Genomic DNA, 18,685 nt, shown 5'->3' with positions numbered 1-18,685 from the left:
AATTGCTCCAGGTACGGTATGAATTTCTTTTTATCTCTCGGGAAATGGTGGAAGGACTTCTATGAAGTGCCTTTGCAATCCCGCGTATACTCATGCCCAGAGTGAGAAATTGATAGATGCAGGAACGCTCATTTATGTTAATATGGTTATAGTTCATAGGCTTATCTCCATTCTATGTTTTTTTTGGTCACTCACATAGTAGCATAGATAATTCCTATGAACTTTTCATGTGTTGCACTTGTTATGATAATTTATCTAATAAAAATAGAACTGCATTGCAGTTCTATTCAATAACCATTGCATTTGGAATAGGAGCTAATGGATTATCTTTATTAAAGTGATCATAGTAAAGAATGCCATCTAAATGATCCATCTCATGCTGTAAGCACATTGAGAAGAAGCCTCTTGCCGTGATTTTTACCTGCTTGTCAGTAATGGCATCATAAGCCTCAACGACAACCTTAGCATGTCTTGGTACATAGCCCTGTAAATCTTCAGGAACTGAAAGACAGCCTTCACCTGCTTTGATATAGGCTTCTTTTTGTGTATAGGCAACAAGCTTTGGATTTACTAAAGCCCATTCTTCTTTATGTGTCATATTGCCTTCTTCATCATAATCAGGAATATAGATTGTCAGCATACGTTTAGGAATGCCAAGCTGAATAGCAGCTAAACCAACACCAGGTCTTAAATGATATTTCTCACTTAATTCTTCATCCTGACTATTTTTTAAATATTCCATCATTTCCATGAGCTTATTTCTGTCTTCATCACTTAATGGAAGTTCAACTTCCTTTGAAATTTCTCTTATTCTAGGATCTTGATCCGTAATGATATCTTTCATTGTTATCATGTCTTTCACCTCAAGTGTCATCATAACACACTTATTTTTGAATTGCCATATGTATGCATTTAGCTAGAGTGAACTTTTCATTTGAATGACTTTCATGTATAATGAACACAAATGAAAGGGGATTTGTTGATGTATGATTATCCACTTGATTATGATTGGTCAACTGATGAGATTCTAATTGTAATCAATTTATATAATGCTGTTGAAAAGGCTTATGAAGAAGGTATTGAGGCTAATGAATTTATGGATGCCTATAATGCCTATCGCGAAGTCTTGAATTCTAAAGCAGAAGAAAAGAAATATGAACGTGAATTTAAAGATGCTTCTTCCTATTCAATCTTTGCAGTCTATAAGGAAGCATTGAAAGGTGGCTTTATTAAGCTATGAATATCAAGAAAATCATTAAAATGATGTTTACAAATACTGGTGTGGATAAGGGAATCTATATCTGCACTTTTATTCTATGTGTATTTGGCGTTGTAATGATTGGTGATGCAAGTGTTGGTATGGTTGTTAAATATGGTAGAAATTATCCCATCATCAACATGCTTAAGCAATGCTTTTTCCTAGGGGCAGGTGCCTTCTTCATGGCTGTTATTGCCCACAAATTTAACACAAATAAAATGCTGACAAAGAATTTTTTGAAAGTTCTTTATTTTGGTACTTTGTTTGCAATGTTCGCCTGTTTGTTATGGAGCATTAATGGTGCTCATGGCTGGATAAAATTAGGTCCTATCACCATTCAGCCTGCGGAATTTATGAAAATAGTCATTATCCTTTTGCTAGCCTATCATTTTGGTGTTTTGCCTGATCATTTCATGTATAAATATGGTTCAGCCAAGCATAAGGCAGAAATGGATAACTTGTTTATCAAACACTGTGTGGCCTATCCAGTAGCGGCAGCAGCAGTTGCTTTCTTCGTCTGCGCAATTGTACAAAAGGATTTAGGCTCGGGTATTATTCTTGCAGCGATTTCCATCATTATTTTCTTTTGTGTTCCATTAAAAAGATTTGACCGTATTAAGGTTATTTTTGCGATTGCTGCAGTCTTTGCCTTGATTTTATTCGGATTAGCAGGTGGTGTTGGTTTAATGCCTCATCAGCTTCAGCGTTTCGAAAGCTGGCTTAATCCACTTTCTGGTGTTTATGATAAAACTTGGCAAATTGTTAATGGGTTTGTAGCTTATTCTAATGGGGGCTTGTTTGGTTTAGGTTTTGGGAACTCAATTATGAAATATGGCTATATTCCAGAGAGCCAGAATGACTTTATTTCGGCTATTATTGTTGAAGAATTTGGTCTATTTGGCTTTGCCTTACTGATGATTCCTTATTTTTATATCATCTTCAAGATTTTTAAGTATGGCATAAAGAATGAGAATATTCCAGATCGCTTGATACTTATTGGTATTTCCTCTTATTTCTTCCTACATTTATTTGTCAATATAGGAGGGGTATCAGGGCTCATTCCAATGACAGGTGTGCCATTAATCTTCATTAGTGCTGGTGGTTCATCGACTCTGGCTGGGTTGATGTCCTTAGGCATCGCTCAATCCATTATCAAGCGATATAATCGTAATAAGCTTAAGAAGAAGGTCGAAGATGAATTATAATCTAATAGAAGAACTTATAAAAAGCGTTCGTGAAGAAACATATTATCTTGAATTCCAACAGGCTTACGTCACTCTTATGAAAAACAAAGAAGTTAGCAGCTTGATGCAGACTTATGAGCGTCTAAACGAGGAGTTAACTGAACGTGAGCGCTTTGGGGCATATATCGATAACACTCAGCTAAAAAATGATATTCTAAAAATCAGGAAAGAGCTTGTACATATTCCGGATTTTCAAGACTATCAGGAAAAGCTAAGCATCTTAAATAAAGAACTTGATGCATTATCAGAAATAATTTTTCATAACATTTCTGAAGAACTTGAAATAGGAAGGATGGGCAAGATCTATGCGCGTCATCGCCGGAAAGTATAGAAGCAGAATGCTTAAAACGGTTGAAAACAATCGCACACGACCAACAACCGATAAAAATAAAGAAAATCTCTTTAATATGATTGGTCCTTATTTTGATGGAGGGAACTGTCTTGATTTATTTGCTGGCAGTGGTGGACTTGGCATTGAAGCATTAAGCCGTGGTATGGAATTTCTTGTTGCTGTTGATAAGCAGTATGGTGCATTTAAAGTGATCAAGGAAAATCTCGCATCGCTCAAGATTGACAATGCGAAAGTCTTGAAAATGGATTATCGCAAAGCATTAGCTACTTTGGCTAATGAAGATATCCAATTTGATCTTGTTTTACTTGATCCTCCTTATGATATGAAGATCAACCAGAATATAATGGATACATTATATAAGCAACATATGTTGAAAGAAGGCTGTATCATTGTTGTCGAGGATCGGCTTGAAGAACGTCTTACTTTTAAAAAGCCATTTGAACTTGTCAAAGAAAATCAATATGGCATTACAATAATGCAGATTGTAAGATTTGGAGGTTATGATCATGATTAAAGCAGTCTATGCCGGAACGTTCGATCCTATCACAAATGGTCATCTTGATATCATCAAGAGAGCACTAGCCCTCTTTGATGAAGTCCATGTCGTTATCTTCGATAATCCTGCTAAAGCAACGCTCTTTAATATTGAGGAACGTTTGGCAATGATTCAGGAAGCGACAAAAGATTTACAGCATGTTGTTATTGCGGCAAGCAACAAGCTTGCTGTGGAATATTGCGAAGAAGTAGATGCAAAAGTGCTTGTAAGAGGGATTCGTGCTACAAATGACTATCATTATGAGAGTATGATGGCTTATTCTAACAAGTATCTAGATGAAAATATTGAGGAAGTCTTTTTAATGACTAGACTTGAATATACCTTTGTTTCATCTTCAGCGATTAAGGAAATCGCAAGTCATCATCGTGATGTCTCAACACTTGTACCTGAATGTGTTAATATAGCTTTAAAAGAAAAATATCATTCTTAAGAGGAGGAGAGTATGGCAAGTCAGACATTCATGAAAGTTCTTTCCAATAAAGAACTCATTAAAGATGTATTTGAAATGGTTGTCGAAGGGGATACATCGGCAATTACAACACCTGGACAGTTTGTCAATCTCAAGCTTAATAAGTACCAGGAACCTTATTTAAGAAGACCAATGAGCATCTGTGACTATGATGATCATACACTTACAATGATCTATAAAGTTGTTGGAACAGGTACAAAGCTTCTAAGCGAAATCAGACCTGGGCATAAGATTGATATGCTTACTGGTTTAGGTCATGGTTTTGTTTATCAGAATGAAAAGAGCGCATTATTAATTGGCGGGGGATTAGGCTTACCACCCCTCTATAAGCTAGCCAAGGAATTACTTAAAAAGGACGTTGATGTAAAACTTGTAGTTGGCTTTGCGAGTAAAAAGGATGCCTTCTATCTTGATGAATTTAAAGAGTTATGTCCAGTCTTTGTCGCAACGATGGATGGTACACTTGGAACAAAAGGGACTGTAATAGATGCCATTAAAGAAAACAACCTTTCCTATGAACATTATTATGCCTGTGGTCCTTTACCAATGTTGAAGGCTTTAGCTAAGTTCGATGATCAGTATGGCTCACTCTCTTATGAAGCTAGAATGGGCTGTGGCTTTGGCGCATGCATGGGCTGTTCGATGGAAATGAAAGATGGTTCAAGCAAGCGTGTATGTTATGAGGGTCCTGTATTTGCGAGTAGCGAGGTGAAGATTGATGGCTAATTTACATATCACATTACCTGGTTTAGATTTAAAGAATCCTGTCATTCCTGCATCTGGAACATTCGGTTATGGGCAGGAGTTCAAAGACTTCTATGATCTCAATAAACTTGGATCTATTTCTATTAAAGGTACAACAAGGGAAAAGCGCTATGGCAATCCTTTACCAAGAATTGCTGAAGGACCTGCTGGATTGCTTAATGCGATTGGCTTGCAGAACCCTGGGGTAGAACATGTTGTAGCCCATGAACTGCCTGAACTTGCTAAAATCTTTGATGGCAAGGTGCTTGGCAATATGGGTGGCCATTCTTTTGAAGATTATGTTGAAACCGCAGCTATTCTTTCTCAAGCAGAAAATGTTGGCGCCCTTGAACTCAACATCAGCTGTCCTAATGTCAAGGAAGGTGGCATGCAGTTTGGTACCGACCCAACAACAGCTGCAAGAGTGACGAGGGAAGTCAAGGCAGTCTCATCAAAGCCAGTTTATGTTAAGCTTTCACCAAATGTTACTGATATAGTTGCAATGGCAAAAGCTGTTGAAGAAGCAGGAGCGGATGGTATTTCTATGATCAATACGCTTGTTGGCATGCGTTTTGATATAAGGAGCGGACGTCCTATTATCGCCAATAAGACAGGTGGCTATTCTGGACCAGCTATTTTACCAGTTGCTTTAAGAATGGTCTACCAGGTCTCTCAGGCTGTTGATATCCCAGTGATTGGGATGGGAGGCATTAGTTCTGGCAGGGATGCTATTGAAATGATGATTGCGGGAGCAAGTGCTGTTGAAGTTGGCTGTGCAAACCTGATTGATCCTTATGCATGTCCTAAAATTATTGATGAGATGAATGATTTACTTGATGACATGGGTATTGATGATATTCATGAAATCATTAGCTTATCACATAAATATTAGATAAAGAGGAAGTTATTATGACTTCCTCTTTCATTGTCTTTTGTAATGCACTATAATTGACTAACAATTCTCTTTTCTTCAAAATTGTACTATAATGACAAAGGTGATAAATGTGAACTTAGATAACGTATTAAATGAAAAACAAAAGGAAGCAGCAACATACTTAGATGGCCATCTGCGTATTATTGCTGGGGCAGGCTCAGGGAAAACAAGAGTCGTGACATATCGTATTGCTTACTTGATTGAGAATATTGGTGTCAATCCACGCAATATTCTTGCCATCACTTTTACTAACAAAGCTGCTAATGAGATGAAATCACGTGTTGAGAAGCTTCTTGGCAGTGAAGCACTAGGTGCAACAATCTGCACCATTCACTCGCTTTGCGTACGTGTATTACGCCAGCATATTTCTTTACTTGGCTATACGCATAACTTCGTTATTATGGACGAGGAAGATATAAAGTCATTATTAAAGAAGCTTTATAAAGAACAGCAGGTTGATGTCAAGCAGTTCTCTATCAAGAGCATGATGAATTATATTTCAAGCTATAAAACGGCTTTCGTGACGCCTGAAAAAGCCATGAAACTGGCAGGCGATTTGCCTGGTGAAAAACAAAAAGCTCTTATTTATGGGGCTTATGAACAATATAATAAAGAACATAATATGCTTGATTTTGATGATTTACTGATCAAGACACTCACTCTCTTTAGAGATAATCCTCAGGTTGTTAAGAAATGGAGTCGTCGCTATCAATATGTTCATGTTGATGAGTTTCAGGATGTTGGTGAGATTGAATATGAACTCATTCACTATTTCGGACAGGACTCAACTGTATGTGTTGTAGGTGATCCTGATCAGACCATCTATTCCTTTAGAGGCAGTGATGTCAATTATATCATGAACTTTGATAAAGATTATCAGAATGTCAAGACAATCATTCTTGATCAGAACTATCGTTCTACCAAAAACATTCTTGAGATATCCAACAATCTTATTCGTAAAAACAAGAACCGCCTAGAAAAAGATCTTTTCTCTAACTTGGAAGATGGTCCCCATATTATTCATTTCTCGGGAAGAAGTGAAGAGGCTGAAGCAGAGTTTATTGGTGATGAGATTGAACAGGCGATGAATAAAGATGCTAATCTACATTATAGTGATATTGCAATTCTCTATCGTGCTAACTATCTCTCAAGACCGATAGAACAGATGATGATCAGAAAGAAGATTCCTTACCGTATCTTTGGTGGTTTGAAGTTCTTCAACCGTAAAGAAGTCAAGGATGCCCTAAGCTACCTACGGCTTCTTGTCAATAATGATGACTTAAGCTTTGAACGTATTGTCAATGTGCCTGGAAGAGGTGTTGGAGCAAAGACACTTGAAAAGATCCAGCTTGCTGCTATCCATCATCAGCTTTCGGATTATGAGACGCTTTGTTTCTATAGTGATGAAATTGGCCTCTCCAGCAAAGTCAAGAAAAGTCTCAAGCAGTTTGTCAGCGCATTAGAAAAAGCACGAGTAAGCACAAAGCCATTAGAAGATGTCTATGATGACTTGATGAAAGATGTTGGCTATTATGAGATGTTGCAGCACGATCAGGAAGATAGCCGCATGGATAACTTAATGGAATTAAAGAACTCCATAGCTTCCTATGTCAAAGAAAATCCTGAAAATGCAACACTTGAATCGTATTTACAGGATATTGCCCTCTATACAACCCAGGATGAAGGAACAACAGGAGATTATGTCAGCATGATGAGTATTCATATGGCCAAGGGTCTTGAGTTTAAGTATGTCTTTGTAGCTGGGCTTTCGGAGAATATCTTCCCATCCATCCGTTCAATTGAAGAGGGTGGCGATGATGGTCTTGAAGAAGAAAGACGCTTAGCCTATGTCGCCTTTACCCGTGCCAAGGAAAAACTCTATCTGACTGACTCCCAGGGCTTCTCCTTTGTCTCTCATTCACCTAAAATGACATCGCGTTTTGTCGATGAAATTGGCAAGCATAATGTTGAACATGTGGGGGCTAAGAATCCTTTTAAAACATCAACTTACATAAATACTAACGAATCGATTGAAGAAATGATTGGTGATAATCATGTTGATGAATGGAAAGTAGGGGACTTAGTCATGCATGATACTTTTGGCAAGGGCGTTGTAGTTAATGTTCGCGATAAGACATTGGATATCGCCTTTAGTGTTCCTTATGGCTTAAAGACATTGATGGCAGGTCATAAGGCATTAAAGCGACTTACGAATTAAAAGAATCTAATAGAAAAGGCAAATGTTATGACACTTGAAAGATTAAATGAATTAAAAGAAAAACTGAATCAGTATAATTATGAATATTATGTTTTGGATAATCCAACAGTTACTGACCAGGAATATGATGCTTTGATGGATGAACTGATCAAGATTGAACAAGCTCATCCAGAATGGCTAACAAGCGATTCACCAACACAGCGTGTTGGTGGACAGGTTCTAGAAGGCTTTACAAAAATTCGTCATCAGGTTGGGATGATGTCTTTAGGAGATATCTTCAACCAGGAGGAAGTAGAAGCTTTCAATGACCGTGTCACTTCAACAATCTATAATGTAGATTATGTCTGTGAACCAAAGCTTGATGGTCTGTCTGTTTCGCTTGTCTATCAGGATGGTATCCTGCAGTATGGTGCAACACGTGGTGATGGAACTGTTGGTGAGGACATTACCCATAATGTCAAAACCATTCGTTCTATTCCTTTACGTATCAATCATCCTGGACGTCTTGAAGTCCGTGGTGAAATCATCATGCCTAAGAAATCCTTTGAAAAGCTCAACAAAGAACGCAAGGAAGCAGGATTGCCTTTATTTGCAAACTGCCGTAATGCCGCTGCTGGTTCAATGCGTCAGCTAGATAGTGCCATTGCTGCTAAACGTGGGCTTGATGCTTATCTTTATCATGTCCCTGTCCCTGAAGAATTAGGTGTTGAAACACATTATCAGGCGCTTGAAAAGATGAAAGAACTTGGCTTTAAAGTCAACCCGCTTATTAAACGTTGTCAAAGCATTAAGGATGTCTGGGCATATATCGAAGATATGACGAAAAAAAGACCGGATCTTCCTTACGATATTGATGGCGTTGTCATCAAAGTCAATGACCTTGCATCACAAAAAAGACTTGGCTTCACTGCTAAAGTCCCACGTTGGGCTATTGCTTATAAATTCCCAGCTGAAGAAGTCATTACTCATCTTGATGATATTATTCTTACGATTGGCCGCACTGGACAGATTACCCCAAATGCTGTTCTTGATCCTGTCAGAGTTGCTGGCTCAACAGTTCAGAGAGCAACATTACATAATGAAGACAATATCAAGCGTAAGGATATTCGTATTGGGGATTATGTCGTTATTCGTAAAGCAGGAGATGTTATCCCTGAAGTCGTGCGTTCCCTGCCGGAAAGAAGAACAGGAAATGAACGTATTTTTAAGATGGCCCATGTCTGTCCGATGTGTGGCCAGCCATTAGTCCGCAGAGCTAATGAAGCAGCATATTATTGTGTAAACGAGAATTGTGATAGTAAGAATATTGAAAAGATTATTCATTTTGCGAGTCGTGATGCGATGAATATTGATGGTCTTGGAGATAAGATTGTTGAACAGTTCTATAATAATGGCTTTGTAAGACATATTCAGGATCTTTATCATTTAGCAGATCATGAAATGGAGATTATGAATTTAGAAGGTTTTGGTAAGAAGTCAATGGATCATCTCATTGCTTCAGCAGAAGCTTCAAAAGCTAATTCTTTGGAAAAGCTGCTTTTTGGTTTAGGAATAAAAGGAATTGGTGCAAAAATGGCTGATACACTTGCAAAGAACTTCGGAACACTTGACAATCTTCTATCTGCGAGCTACATTCAGCTTACAAGCATCAAGGATGTTGGCGATACGATTGCGCAAAGTCTTGGTGAATGGCAGCGTTCAGAGAAGAATATGCAGCTTGTAGCTGATTTAAAAGCACTTGGCGTCAATATGAGCTATCTGCATAATACTGAAACAATCACATCACCATTTACTGATAAGACAATTGTTGTTACAGGAACGCTTGTATCCATGAGCCGTAAGGAAATCAAAGCCTATTTAACAGAGCATGGTGCCAATGTCACAGGCAGTGTCTCAAAGAAAACAGACTTAGTCATTGTGGGAGCTGATCCCGGCAGTAAGTATGACAAAGCTGTAAGCTTAGGCATTACCATTATGAATGAAGATGAATTTAGAGAGGTGGCTGGTCTATGAGAATACTAAGAAAAATAGGAATCCTGGCACTAAGTACAGCAATGCTTTGTGCCTGTTCAAGTTCCAAAACAACGACAAAAGAAAAGACTTCATCAGTTGTATCAACAACCGATTCACTAACTGGTAACTATTACCGTATTGTTAACATGGGACGTAACCCTAAGAGTGAAGATATTTATACAGAATTCTCCACATCCAATGACTTTGTTACAATTGGCAATGGATTGCAGGAATTGTCACAGGATCACTTCTCTACAGGTGATTACTACCTTTCTGAAGGTCAGCAGCTAACCTTATCCGACTACACCAATCTGATGAAACGTGATGGGGCAAATGCAACAAAGAAGAATTTTGATAAGACAACACTTCAGCCAACCCATGGCACTACTATTGATGGCATTGCTGATCCAGTCATGGTAACCAATATGACAGAACAGGATTTCTTTACTAAGAATGCCACAAGCTACACATTAAAAGGGGCAAGTATTGCCGTTATCTTAAATCCTCAGGATGCCAACAACAATGACATTGATACCATGAGCAAGGATGCCATTGCGAATTATTGTAAGAAGTGTGCTAGTCGTCTTTATAAATATATTCGTGAAAACAAGAAGACACTTAAGGATTTACCAATCCTGATTGCCTTTTATATGAAGAATGATTCAGCTGTATCACTTAATAACGGCAATTATATCTATCAGGCATTCTGCGAGAATGGTGAAGTAGGGGCTTTAAAAGCAGTTAACCACGAAACAGTAACTTTCACAAGCACCCGTGCTAGTAAGCTTGATCCTGCGACTTCAAGCGAATTTGAAACAATTAAGGCAGCCTTAAAGAATGCTTCAACAGAAGCAGCAAGCATTGTTGGCGAAGCAACTTATGTCAATAATACAATTCAGACAATGAAGATTACTGCTTACCTGAATGTCAAGAGCTATACAGAAATGCTTTATCTGACATCGGTTCTCGCTGACCAGATTGACAGCAAATTCACTCAGGATTTCCAAGCCAAAGTGCTTGTCTATTCACAAGATGAATTAATGGCAGTTATTGTCAAAAACAAAGGCTCTGATGCTAAGACAACAATCATCCAGGACTAAAGGTTGTTGTATATCGTTATGAATTTTGATAGAATAGGGAAGAAAAGTAGGTGAGTAACTTGGCACAGAAGCATTTTAATTTTGATGATGAAGATGTAAAAATCAAGAAACCAAGCGGTCATAAAGCATCAATGAATGAAACACAGGAATTCCATTTTAAAGATGAAGATGATGTCGTGAGTGCAAAAAAGCCATCGGGTAAAAGAAAGCTCAAGAAATGGCCAATTGTTCTTGGAATCTTTGTACTCCTGATTGTCATTGGTATTGTGAGTGTCTATAATATGACAAAGGAAGATGGTCCTGTTTATGGTGATCGTTGTGCTGGCTTATTGCCAATCACACAGAATATCAAGACAACAGCGATTGAAGCCGTTAAGAAGGATCATAATTCCGTAAAATCTATTCATATTGAAACAGCTTGTCGTACAGTTAAAATTGATATTGTCTATGTTGGTGGGACATCCGCAAGAGTTGCCGAATCCATTGCACAGGATGCAGCAAAAAAGCTTGATGCTGCAAGCGGAAGACCTAAGGCTACGAATTCTGCCTTTAGTGATTTATTTGGTACTTACAATAATGAAAAACAATATGAAATCAATTTCTATCTAACTGCTGAAGATAATGCATCTGAATATCCTATCTATGGAACAAAGAAAGCAGGCAGCGACAACTTTAATTTCACATTAGCCTCAGTAAGAGACCAAGCAACATATAACAAAGTCAACAAGAAATAAAACGGGCTTATGCCCGTTTTTTTATAGGAGAGCGTTATGAAGAAAAAAGAAAGATTTATTGGTGTATGCAGTGACTATACACATGAAGGATTAGGGGTTGTTAAGAAGGACCATGATGTTATTTTTGTCAAGAACTTACTTGTTGGTGAAGAAGCTGAAATAGAAATCATCAAGGTTCTCAAGAATTACTGTGTTGGGCGTGTCTATAAAATGATGAAACCATCAGATGAACGAGAAGAACCTATTTGCCCTGTCTATAAGCTATGTGGTGGCTGTTCACTCATGCATATGAGCTATCAGGCCCAGCAAGCCTTTAAGACTAAACGGGTCAAAGATACAATGGAGCGTATTGGCCATGTCTTCTTTCCTGTTAATGATTGCTTAATGGATGAAGAAATCTACCATTATCGCAATAAAGTACAAGTACCCGTTGGTCAAAAAGACAACAAGATTGTCACAGGATTCTATAAACCACATACGAATGATATCATTGATAATGATTTTTGTTTTATCCAGAATGAATTCTCAAATGAAGTTACGAAATATGTCAAAACACTTCTAGAAAAATACCATATCAAGCCCTATGACAAAGTCTTAAAGCAGGGACATATCAAACATATTTTAACGCGTTATGGCGTTCATACAAATGAAGGCATGCTTGCCCTCATCACCTATACAAAGAAAGTCCCTCATCTTCATGATTTAGTTAATGATGTACACAATAAATTCCCATCCATCACAACAATCATTCAGAACATCAATCCAAGACATGACAATGTCATTCTTGGTGATGAAGTGAATGTACTATATGGTCCAGGCTACATCCATGATACACTTCTAGGAAATGACTATACGATTTCATTAAAGTCATTCTATCAGATTAATCCAAGACAAGTAGAAGTGCTCTATACAAAAGCCATTGAACTCGCAAACTTAAACAAAGATGATATTGTCTTAGATGCCTATTGTGGTATTGGTACAATTGGATTGACATTAGCGAAAGATGTTAAAAAAGTCTATGGTATTGAAGTTGTAGAACAAGCTATCGAAGATGCGAAGGAAAATGCCAAAAGAAATAATATAAAGAATGCTGAGTTTATCTGTGGTGATGCTGGTGAAGTTGCATTAGAGTACAAGAAACAGGGGATTCACTTTGATGTTGTCATTGTTGATCCGCCAAGAAAAGGCTGTTCAGAACTCTTCCTTAAACAACTCGTTGAACTAAGTCCAGAACGACTTGTCTACATCTCATGTAATGTTGCTACGCAAGCAAGAGACATGCAGCTCTTAACACAATACTATGACGTCAAAGAAATACAGCCTGTCGATATGTTTCCACAGACGACTCACGTGGAGACTGTAGTATTTCTTTCTAAATTGAATTTAAACAAGCATTTTAGTACAGTGTCTGACAATAGATGATACGACTTGTTAATTGTAGAAAGTGAAATCATTTAAGTATAGATTACCAATATTGCATCTCTATAAAAATACAGCAATGGTAAATAGTAACATTACAAAAATTCAAAATAGAAAATTAATCATATAAAACAGTTCTTTTGAAAAGTAAAGAGCTATAATGGACACTTAAAAGATTATTCAATCATTAAGATTATTATTGAAAGGAGCAGCCAATGCTAAATAGAATAGTTTTTTACAAATTGTTTGGAATTTTTAATTATGATATTAATTTAAAAGAAGGAGGTGTAACAATTTTAACAGGTCCTAACGGATTTGGAAAATCGACAATTTTAAAGACAATACATGCTTTTAACACATTTGATATTATGTTTTTTAGCAATCTTGATTTTAAAAAAATTTTGTTCTATTCAAAGGACTACAAAGAACCAGTATGTATAAAAAAGAATGATACAGAAATTATCATTGATAGTTTTATCATCAATACTAATTTGTTAGAAAAAAATCTATTAAAAAAGATTAAAAGACCATACATTTTTAGGGTAGATGATGATAACTGATATAATAGGCGTACTGAAGAGGTTTATAGCAAAACAGAACTGATTGAAAATTTTTTAAGCAATAACGAATTAGAAGATTCAATTGACTTCGATCCAATAAAATTTAGGGATACTAAAGATAAACTTAAAAAGTACTCTGGTGAAACTAAATTTATAAAAGAACAAAGACTATTGAAAGAGGAAACCATTAGTAGATTTGAAAGACAGACAATAAAAGTAATAGAGGAAATACCAGAAAAGCTTAAAAAGAAAATGAACATGGTATCAACAAAGTATTCATCTGAAGCAAACAAATTAGATAGCTCATACCCTAACAGATTATTCAAAACGAAAAAAGGAATTACTAAAGAAAAATATGAGCAAAGTATAAAATCTATGAATGAAAAGTTTGAAAAACTTAATAAATATAATATATCTGATATAAAAAGGTTGGAAGAACAAGTTGTTTTTTTAGATGAACACTCAAAAGCATTAAAAATATATTTTGAAGATTTTGAAAAGAAATATGAAGTATTTGAGGATTTTATAGATCAATTAGATTTATTTACAGATATTATAAATTCAAGATTAAAATTCAAGGAAATTAAGATTTCTAGGGATGAGGGCATAGTAGTATACAAATCTAACACAAGTGAACGGCTAAGGCTAGATCAGCTGTCATCTGGTGAAAAGCAGGAAATAATTTTATTCTATGAATTGATTTTTGAAAGTGAAAAAAATATTCATTTGTTAATTGATGAACCTGAAATATCATTACATATTGAATGGCAATTGAAATTTATGGATGATTTATTAAAGATAGTTGAAAAAAAGAAATTTAAAGTGACTGTTGCAACTCATTCTCCTCAAATAATAAATAATCACTGGGATATACAAATTGATTTAGGAGAATTGTATGGGAACTAATTCGATAAAAGCAAATTTAACTAAAGATAGCATTATCTCAGATATAAAATTATTGCTAGGGGCTGATGTTAATAAAAAAAATGTATTCATAGTCGTCGAGGGAGATGACGATATAAAATTTCTTAAGGGATTTATGAATAATAATGTTACAATCTATGAATCTTTTTCAGGTAAAAATGGTATTGAAGAGATCATCGATTCAAATGTAATTTGTGATTCTAGAGTTATAGGGATACGAGATAAAGATTATTGTAAGTGTACTAAAAATCATAGAATATTCTTCTATGATAGATGTTGCTTAGAAATGATGATCATAGGTTTTGATGAATCGTTTGATAGGATATACAATGAATATTATCAAGGAGAACTAGACGCAAAAGAATTAAAAAAACATATTTTAAATGAATTGTATAAATTGAGCAAGATAAGAAAGCATAATGAAGAATGCAATATTGGGATAAATTTTAAAGGGCTATCTTTCATTTCTTTAATTGATAACGATGGTAAATTAGATGAAGAAAAACTTATTTATGGGATTGAAAAAATTAATTCAGGAAAACAATATAATTTTAGAGATATCATCCTAAATTCAGAAGATGTCCCCATAAATGATTTATTAGATATTACTAATGGACATGATTTTATAGCTTTCTTTAAAGTTCTATGTGATAAAAACTGTAATCAATCTGTTAATGATAAAGGGATATCTTCAGCATTAAGGGTATCATTTAATAATGAATTACTTCAAAAAACAGCTTTATATAAAACTATTAATGATTATTTCGATAATGAGATTAGCGTTTGGTGTTGCTGATATTTTTAAAAATTCTTCTACGGGCTTAGAAAATAATTTGCATGAAGTAGACAAAATACATTTTTTCAACATTACAAAATGGCATTCTTTAATATGTACTGTGTATAAAAAAGCAAAAAGCATGCCCTTGGAAAAGTTGTAACTCATTAAAACCCTGTATTTAGATTGTGTTCCTAAAATTGTGGGGTCAGAATGCACATGATGCATAGATTCCACAGTTTTCTAGCTTCAATAACTCATACTCTTCTAAATGCAATTAGCGCTATTTTTGTTCACCGGTCCTTAATCACTATTCAATATATTTTTAATATGAGATAATTTAGATTTGTTTTAGTAGACTATACTTAAAGGAATTGATTTATAGTAAAAGGTATAAAAATTGCTTCATATTTTTAGATATCTAAGTTTTCAATATTTTAAGACTTTCTGGTTGAATAAATACAAATCTCACAGTTAACATATAAAAATATCTACTGCTTCATTTTTTCATAATAATCAATTAAAAATGATATTCACATAACCTAGCTATTTATGACTCCATGATATTTTAAAGTTTTATTTTTTTGAAACCCCACGATTATTTAATATACCCTTTTTAACGTCAGAGAGGATGAAGCCTTAATGTTTAATGCATTTAAGAGGTAGAGGCCAACCTGGATTTATGATAAAATTAAATGGAAAGGTAATTAATAATCAGTTTATTTTTGGCGTTTAACTGCAGCAAATTTTATATATGAATGGAAAAGGTAGACTTTGTCATTGACAGAGCTATGATAGGAGAAAAAGTGAGTAGTACAAATTATACAAAACAGATTATAGATGATTACTGTGTGCTTGATACTGAGACTACAGGATTATCAGCTTATTATGACGAGATCATTGAAATCGGAATTCTAAGGGTCAGAGGCAATGCCATCGTTGATCAATATTCTCAACTAATTCAACCGAAATATGAGATTGATGATTTCATCACAGAACTGACCGGAATAACGAATGAAATGGTGGCAGGTATGCCTTCCATTATGGATGTGAAGGATGTAATATTGTCCTTTATTGGTTCTGATATTATTGTAGGGCATAACACCTCGTTCGACATGCGCTTTCTAAATGCCGGGATTAATCATGAACTGAGTAATCACTACATGGATACTATGCAGTTTGCACGAAAGTTGTATCCAAACCTTAAGCATCACAGGCTTTCAGATATGACAGAATATCTTGATCTATCAAATAATGAGCACCGTGCAGTTGCAGACTGTATCTCGACTAAAGAACTGTACGATGCAGAAAAAGCCCTGATGGCTGAAAAGGGACTTAAGATTAAAGACCTATGGGCACATGGTAGTGGACACAGACACAACATTGATATCAGTTTTATTGTCCCTACAACCGAAGTCAATACTGAAGGTTTCTTCTATGGCAGACATGTAGTCTTTACCGGGAAACTAGAGAAGATGAACAGAAAGAGGGCCATGCAGCTAGTGGTAAACCTCGGCGGAGTTCTGGACAATACGGTGAATAAGAAGACAAACTATCTTATACTCGGCAACAACGACTACAATGCCATACTGCATGGTGAGAAATCATCAAAACACAAGAAGGCGGAGAAACTGAGACTAAAAGGTCAGGATATAGAAATCATAGACGAGTTTACGTTTTATGATATTTTAAAGGATGAGAGCGCTATTTAAGTCATTAAATCTTCCAATTTTCCTTCACAATTCAATCATTATAGTAAAGTAACTTGAACGCTGACTGGCTAAAATAAGCGCCTATATTGGCAACAGACAACAGGGGCTTTTCTTTCCCATCTCTATGAAACAATAACTTAGATTACAAGCAAAATTTAAGCCTTTCGACCATTTCCCAATGTTGAAGAATATTTCTAAAACCGCCTATTTTTCTTGACCATTTCACTTTATTAGATGTAAATTGACGATAGTTATCCACTAGTCTTAGTCATGTGAAAACTGTGTTATTGATGTTAAGCAATTGGAATCAAGTACCAGTAAGTGACGTGTTTCGAGCTTTTTTTAGAAGTTTGAATTAGAATCCTAACTCTTGATAAGTTCCAATTTTTTTATGGAAACTATCTATTGTGAAAATGTATCAGTTTGTAATCTTGGTTTACACAGTGCTAATTGAGTGGTAGATTAAATTTTACAGATTTTGGGGTAAAACTTGAAAGGTGATTTACTATCAGTAGTCAAGGGTATATTTTGATTTATTTATCTTAGAAGCACAAAAAGAGGTTCAAGGAACCTCAAAAAAATTCATAGTGACGAAAAACAGTTTATCTCAATTTGCTCTGATTAAAGTCCAGGTCATTTTTTTCAAGAGTATATATCGTTCTAACCAGTTTTTTCGCGACATGGGAAAGTGCCACACGAAAGAATTTCCCTTCGTTCATTTTCTTTATCTTATATTCATATACTACAGGATTATGCAACGCAAAGGAATCTGCGCAGCGCATCAGTACACATCTAAGTGCAGAAGAACCATGCTTAACCATACGGCCGTTCTTATCCGATTCTCCAGACTGTATTCGGGAACAGTCCAGCCCCGCAAAAGCCAGTATCTGGTCAGGATTCCTGAATCCAGTTACCCCGTTTAGCTCGGCATAGATTGCAGCGGCAGATAGTTCTGATACGCCCTTGATGGTGTGGATGTGTGAATTGAATTGTCTGTAGTACTGAATGATTTTGTTTTCCAGGTCCGATATTCTGGAATCTAGTTCCTTATAAATGCCCAGCAGGATCTGAAGCTCGTAGACATATATTTCGTCTGCAGTGCCTACGGTTGACTTGGCTGCATCCCTGATCTTTAGAAACTTGTCATAGGATATGGTTTTTCTCAGCTTGGATTTCATTTTGTTGTATGATTCAACATTCATTCTGGAAATCCTGTCCGGAGAAGAATAGTTCTCTAAGATATACATGCAGGTGCTTGATTTCAGGGAATTATCAAACAATGGCTTGAATTCAGGGAATATGATGTCCAGAACGTTGGTAATCCTTACAAGCGTCAAAGAACGTTCCTTTACCAGAGATTCTCTTAATCTAGTAAGTGATTTTAAGGCTGATGTATGATAAGATGTATGCGTAATAGGCTTGTAGTCTACAGTCATTAAAAAAGAGGAAATTAATGCAGCATCAATCTTATCGGTTTTGGTTTTCCTGAGGGTGGTAGCTTGTGAGAACCTCTTGATGAGTAAGGGATTGAATTCCATGAATGAGTAATCATTGGAATTCAGAAACTGCTTGATATTGCTTCCGTAATGACCTGTAGCCTCAAGTCCTATTTTTATTTCCTGAGAATGATCCAGCCCGTTCAATGCATCCAGCAGTATGTTGAATCCGTCCTG

The 18,685-nt window shown here is 35.9% G+C and carries 19 protein-coding genes; 16 read left to right on the top strand and 3 right to left on the bottom strand.

Translation table 11 applies throughout. From position 1 onward, the window contains the following. Positions 1 to 157 (bottom strand): helix-turn-helix domain-containing protein (locus T529_RS13640; protein ID WP_156032244.1); only part of this gene is annotated, 157 nt, incomplete at its 3' end. Positions 158 to 283: 126 nt separating this feature from the next. Then, positions 284 to 853, bottom strand: a complete 570-nt coding sequence (gene def / locus T529_RS0109905; protein ID WP_033163449.1) for a peptide deformylase — start codon at positions 851 to 853, stop codon at positions 284 to 286. A 129-nt stretch (positions 854 to 982) separates the two neighbouring features. Here def and T529_RS0109900 point away from each other — a divergent pair, with 129 nt between their 5' ends. From T529_RS0109900 to T529_RS0109825, 16 genes are all read left to right on the top strand, one after another. Next, on the top strand, positions 983 to 1,240 hold the full coding sequence (locus tag T529_RS0109900) for a UPF0223 family protein (protein WP_033163448.1): 258 nt from the start codon (positions 983 to 985) through the stop codon (positions 1,238 to 1,240). Then, entirely contained in the window at positions 1,237 to 2,463 is a 1,227-nt protein-coding gene (locus T529_RS0109895) for an FtsW/RodA/SpoVE family cell cycle protein (RefSeq protein WP_033163447.1), read from the top strand. Before T529_RS0109900 ends, T529_RS0109895 begins: the two co-directional genes overlap by 4 nt. Then, complete coding sequence (locus tag T529_RS0109890; RefSeq protein WP_033163446.1) at positions 2,453 to 2,833, top strand: YlbF/YmcA family competence regulator; 381 nt, start codon at positions 2,453 to 2,455, stop codon at positions 2,831 to 2,833. The genes T529_RS0109895 and T529_RS0109890 overlap by 11 nt, the downstream gene beginning before the upstream one ends. Continuing rightward, on the top strand, positions 2,808 to 3,368 hold the full coding sequence (gene rsmD / locus T529_RS0109885; protein ID WP_033163445.1) for a 16S rRNA (guanine(966)-N(2))-methyltransferase RsmD: 561 nt from the start codon (positions 2,808 to 2,810) through the stop codon (positions 3,366 to 3,368). Before T529_RS0109890 ends, rsmD begins: the two co-directional genes overlap by 26 nt. Continuing rightward, positions 3,361 to 3,840 (top strand): pantetheine-phosphate adenylyltransferase, encoded by a 480-nt coding sequence (coaD, locus tag T529_RS0109880; RefSeq protein ID WP_238560807.1) that lies wholly within the window; start codon positions 3,361 to 3,363, stop codon positions 3,838 to 3,840. Before rsmD ends, coaD begins: the two co-directional genes overlap by 8 nt. Positions 3,841 to 3,852: 12 nt before the next feature. Then, positions 3,853 to 4,605, top strand: a complete 753-nt coding sequence (locus tag T529_RS0109875; RefSeq protein ID WP_033163443.1) for a dihydroorotate dehydrogenase electron transfer subunit — start codon at positions 3,853 to 3,855, stop codon at positions 4,603 to 4,605. Next, positions 4,598 to 5,515 carry a dihydroorotate dehydrogenase gene (locus tag T529_RS0109870; RefSeq protein ID WP_033163442.1) on the top strand — a complete coding sequence of 306 codons (918 nt, stop codon included), beginning with the start codon at positions 4,598 to 4,600 and terminating at the stop codon, positions 5,513 to 5,515. Before T529_RS0109875 ends, T529_RS0109870 begins: the two co-directional genes overlap by 8 nt. A 112-nt stretch (positions 5,516 to 5,627) precedes the next feature. Next, positions 5,628 to 7,775, top strand: a complete 2,148-nt coding sequence (locus tag T529_RS0109865; RefSeq protein ID WP_033163441.1) for an ATP-dependent helicase — start codon at positions 5,628 to 5,630, stop codon at positions 7,773 to 7,775. A gap of 27 nt (positions 7,776 to 7,802) precedes the next feature. Then, on the top strand, positions 7,803 to 9,788 hold the full coding sequence (gene ligA / locus T529_RS0109860) for an NAD-dependent DNA ligase LigA (RefSeq protein ID WP_033163440.1): 1,986 nt from the start codon (positions 7,803 to 7,805) through the stop codon (positions 9,786 to 9,788). Then, the gene (locus T529_RS0109855; RefSeq protein WP_033163439.1) at positions 9,785 to 10,888 is read left to right on the top strand and encodes a CamS family sex pheromone protein; all 1,104 of its coding nucleotides are present in this window, start codon (positions 9,785 to 9,787) and stop codon (positions 10,886 to 10,888) included. The genes ligA and T529_RS0109855 overlap by 4 nt, the downstream gene beginning before the upstream one ends. A gap of 50 nt (positions 10,889 to 10,938) precedes the next feature. After that, positions 10,939 to 11,622: a hypothetical protein gene (locus T529_RS0109850; protein ID WP_143122764.1), complete on the top strand. Its 684-nt coding sequence runs from the start codon at positions 10,939 to 10,941 to the stop codon at positions 11,620 to 11,622. Between the two features lie 36 nt (positions 11,623 to 11,658). Next, positions 11,659 to 13,044 (top strand): 23S rRNA (uracil(1939)-C(5))-methyltransferase RlmD, encoded by a 1,386-nt coding sequence (gene rlmD, locus T529_RS0109845; RefSeq protein ID WP_051646959.1) that lies wholly within the window; start codon positions 11,659 to 11,661, stop codon positions 13,042 to 13,044. A gap of 212 nt (positions 13,045 to 13,256) precedes the next feature. Next, complete coding sequence (locus T529_RS0109840) at positions 13,257 to 13,601, top strand: ATP-binding cassette domain-containing protein (RefSeq protein WP_033163438.1); 345 nt, start codon at positions 13,257 to 13,259, stop codon at positions 13,599 to 13,601. Between the two features lie 39 nt (positions 13,602 to 13,640). After that, positions 13,641 to 14,507, top strand: coding sequence for an AAA family ATPase (locus T529_RS0109835; protein ID WP_081823119.1), 867 nt, complete (start codon positions 13,641 to 13,643; stop codon positions 14,505 to 14,507). Further along, positions 14,497 to 15,321: a hypothetical protein gene (locus T529_RS0109830; protein WP_033163436.1), complete on the top strand. Its 825-nt coding sequence runs from the start codon at positions 14,497 to 14,499 to the stop codon at positions 15,319 to 15,321. Before T529_RS0109835 ends, T529_RS0109830 begins: the two co-directional genes overlap by 11 nt. 785 nt (positions 15,322 to 16,106) lie before the next feature. After that, complete coding sequence (locus T529_RS0109825) at positions 16,107 to 17,012, top strand: BRCT domain-containing protein (RefSeq protein ID WP_033163450.1); 906 nt, start codon at positions 16,107 to 16,109, stop codon at positions 17,010 to 17,012. A 602-nt stretch (positions 17,013 to 17,614) separates the two neighbouring features. Here T529_RS0109825 and T529_RS0109820 read toward each other — a convergent pair. Beyond that, a partial coding sequence (locus T529_RS0109820; protein ID WP_033163435.1) for an IS110 family RNA-guided transposase occupies positions 17,615 to 18,685 on the bottom strand: 1,071 nt, incomplete at its 5' end.

Origin of the sequence: Sharpea azabuensis DSM 18934, from assembly GCF_000702165.1 — a bacterium.
Taxonomy (GTDB): Bacteria; Bacillota_I; Bacilli_A; order Erysipelotrichales; family Coprobacillaceae; genus Sharpea; species Sharpea azabuensis.
The sequence above is the reverse complement of the archived record's forward strand: the minus strand, read 5'-3'. Positions and strand labels throughout refer to the sequence as shown.

Coding starts and splice junctions, on each gene's coding strand:
- T529_RS0109875 (WP_033163443.1), top strand. CDS start 3,853: ATGGCAAGTCAGACATTCATGAAAGTTCTTTCCAATAAAGAACTCATT.
- ligA (WP_033163440.1), top strand. CDS start 7,803: ATGACACTTGAAAGATTAAATGAATTAAAAGAAAAACTGAATCAGTAT.
- T529_RS0109840 (WP_033163438.1), top strand. CDS start 13,257: ATGCTAAATAGAATAGTTTTTTACAAATTGTTTGGAATTTTTAATTAT.
- T529_RS0109855 (WP_033163439.1), top strand. CDS start 9,785: ATGAGAATACTAAGAAAAATAGGAATCCTGGCACTAAGTACAGCAATG.
- coaD (WP_238560807.1), top strand. CDS start 3,361: ATGATTAAAGCAGTCTATGCCGGAACGTTCGATCCTATCACAAATGGT.
- def (WP_033163449.1), bottom strand. CDS start 853: ATGATAACAATGAAAGATATCATTACGGATCAAGATCCTAGAATAAGA.
- T529_RS0109830 (WP_033163436.1), top strand. CDS start 14,497: ATGGGAACTAATTCGATAAAAGCAAATTTAACTAAAGATAGCATTATC.
- rsmD (WP_033163445.1), top strand. CDS start 2,808: ATGCGCGTCATCGCCGGAAAGTATAGAAGCAGAATGCTTAAAACGGTT.
- T529_RS0109890 (WP_033163446.1), top strand. CDS start 2,453: ATGAATTATAATCTAATAGAAGAACTTATAAAAAGCGTTCGTGAAGAA.
- T529_RS0109870 (WP_033163442.1), top strand. CDS start 4,598: ATGGCTAATTTACATATCACATTACCTGGTTTAGATTTAAAGAATCCT.
- T529_RS0109900 (WP_033163448.1), top strand. CDS start 983: ATGTATGATTATCCACTTGATTATGATTGGTCAACTGATGAGATTCTA.
- rlmD (WP_051646959.1), top strand. CDS start 11,659: ATGAAGAAAAAAGAAAGATTTATTGGTGTATGCAGTGACTATACACAT.
- T529_RS0109895 (WP_033163447.1), top strand. CDS start 1,237: ATGAATATCAAGAAAATCATTAAAATGATGTTTACAAATACTGGTGTG.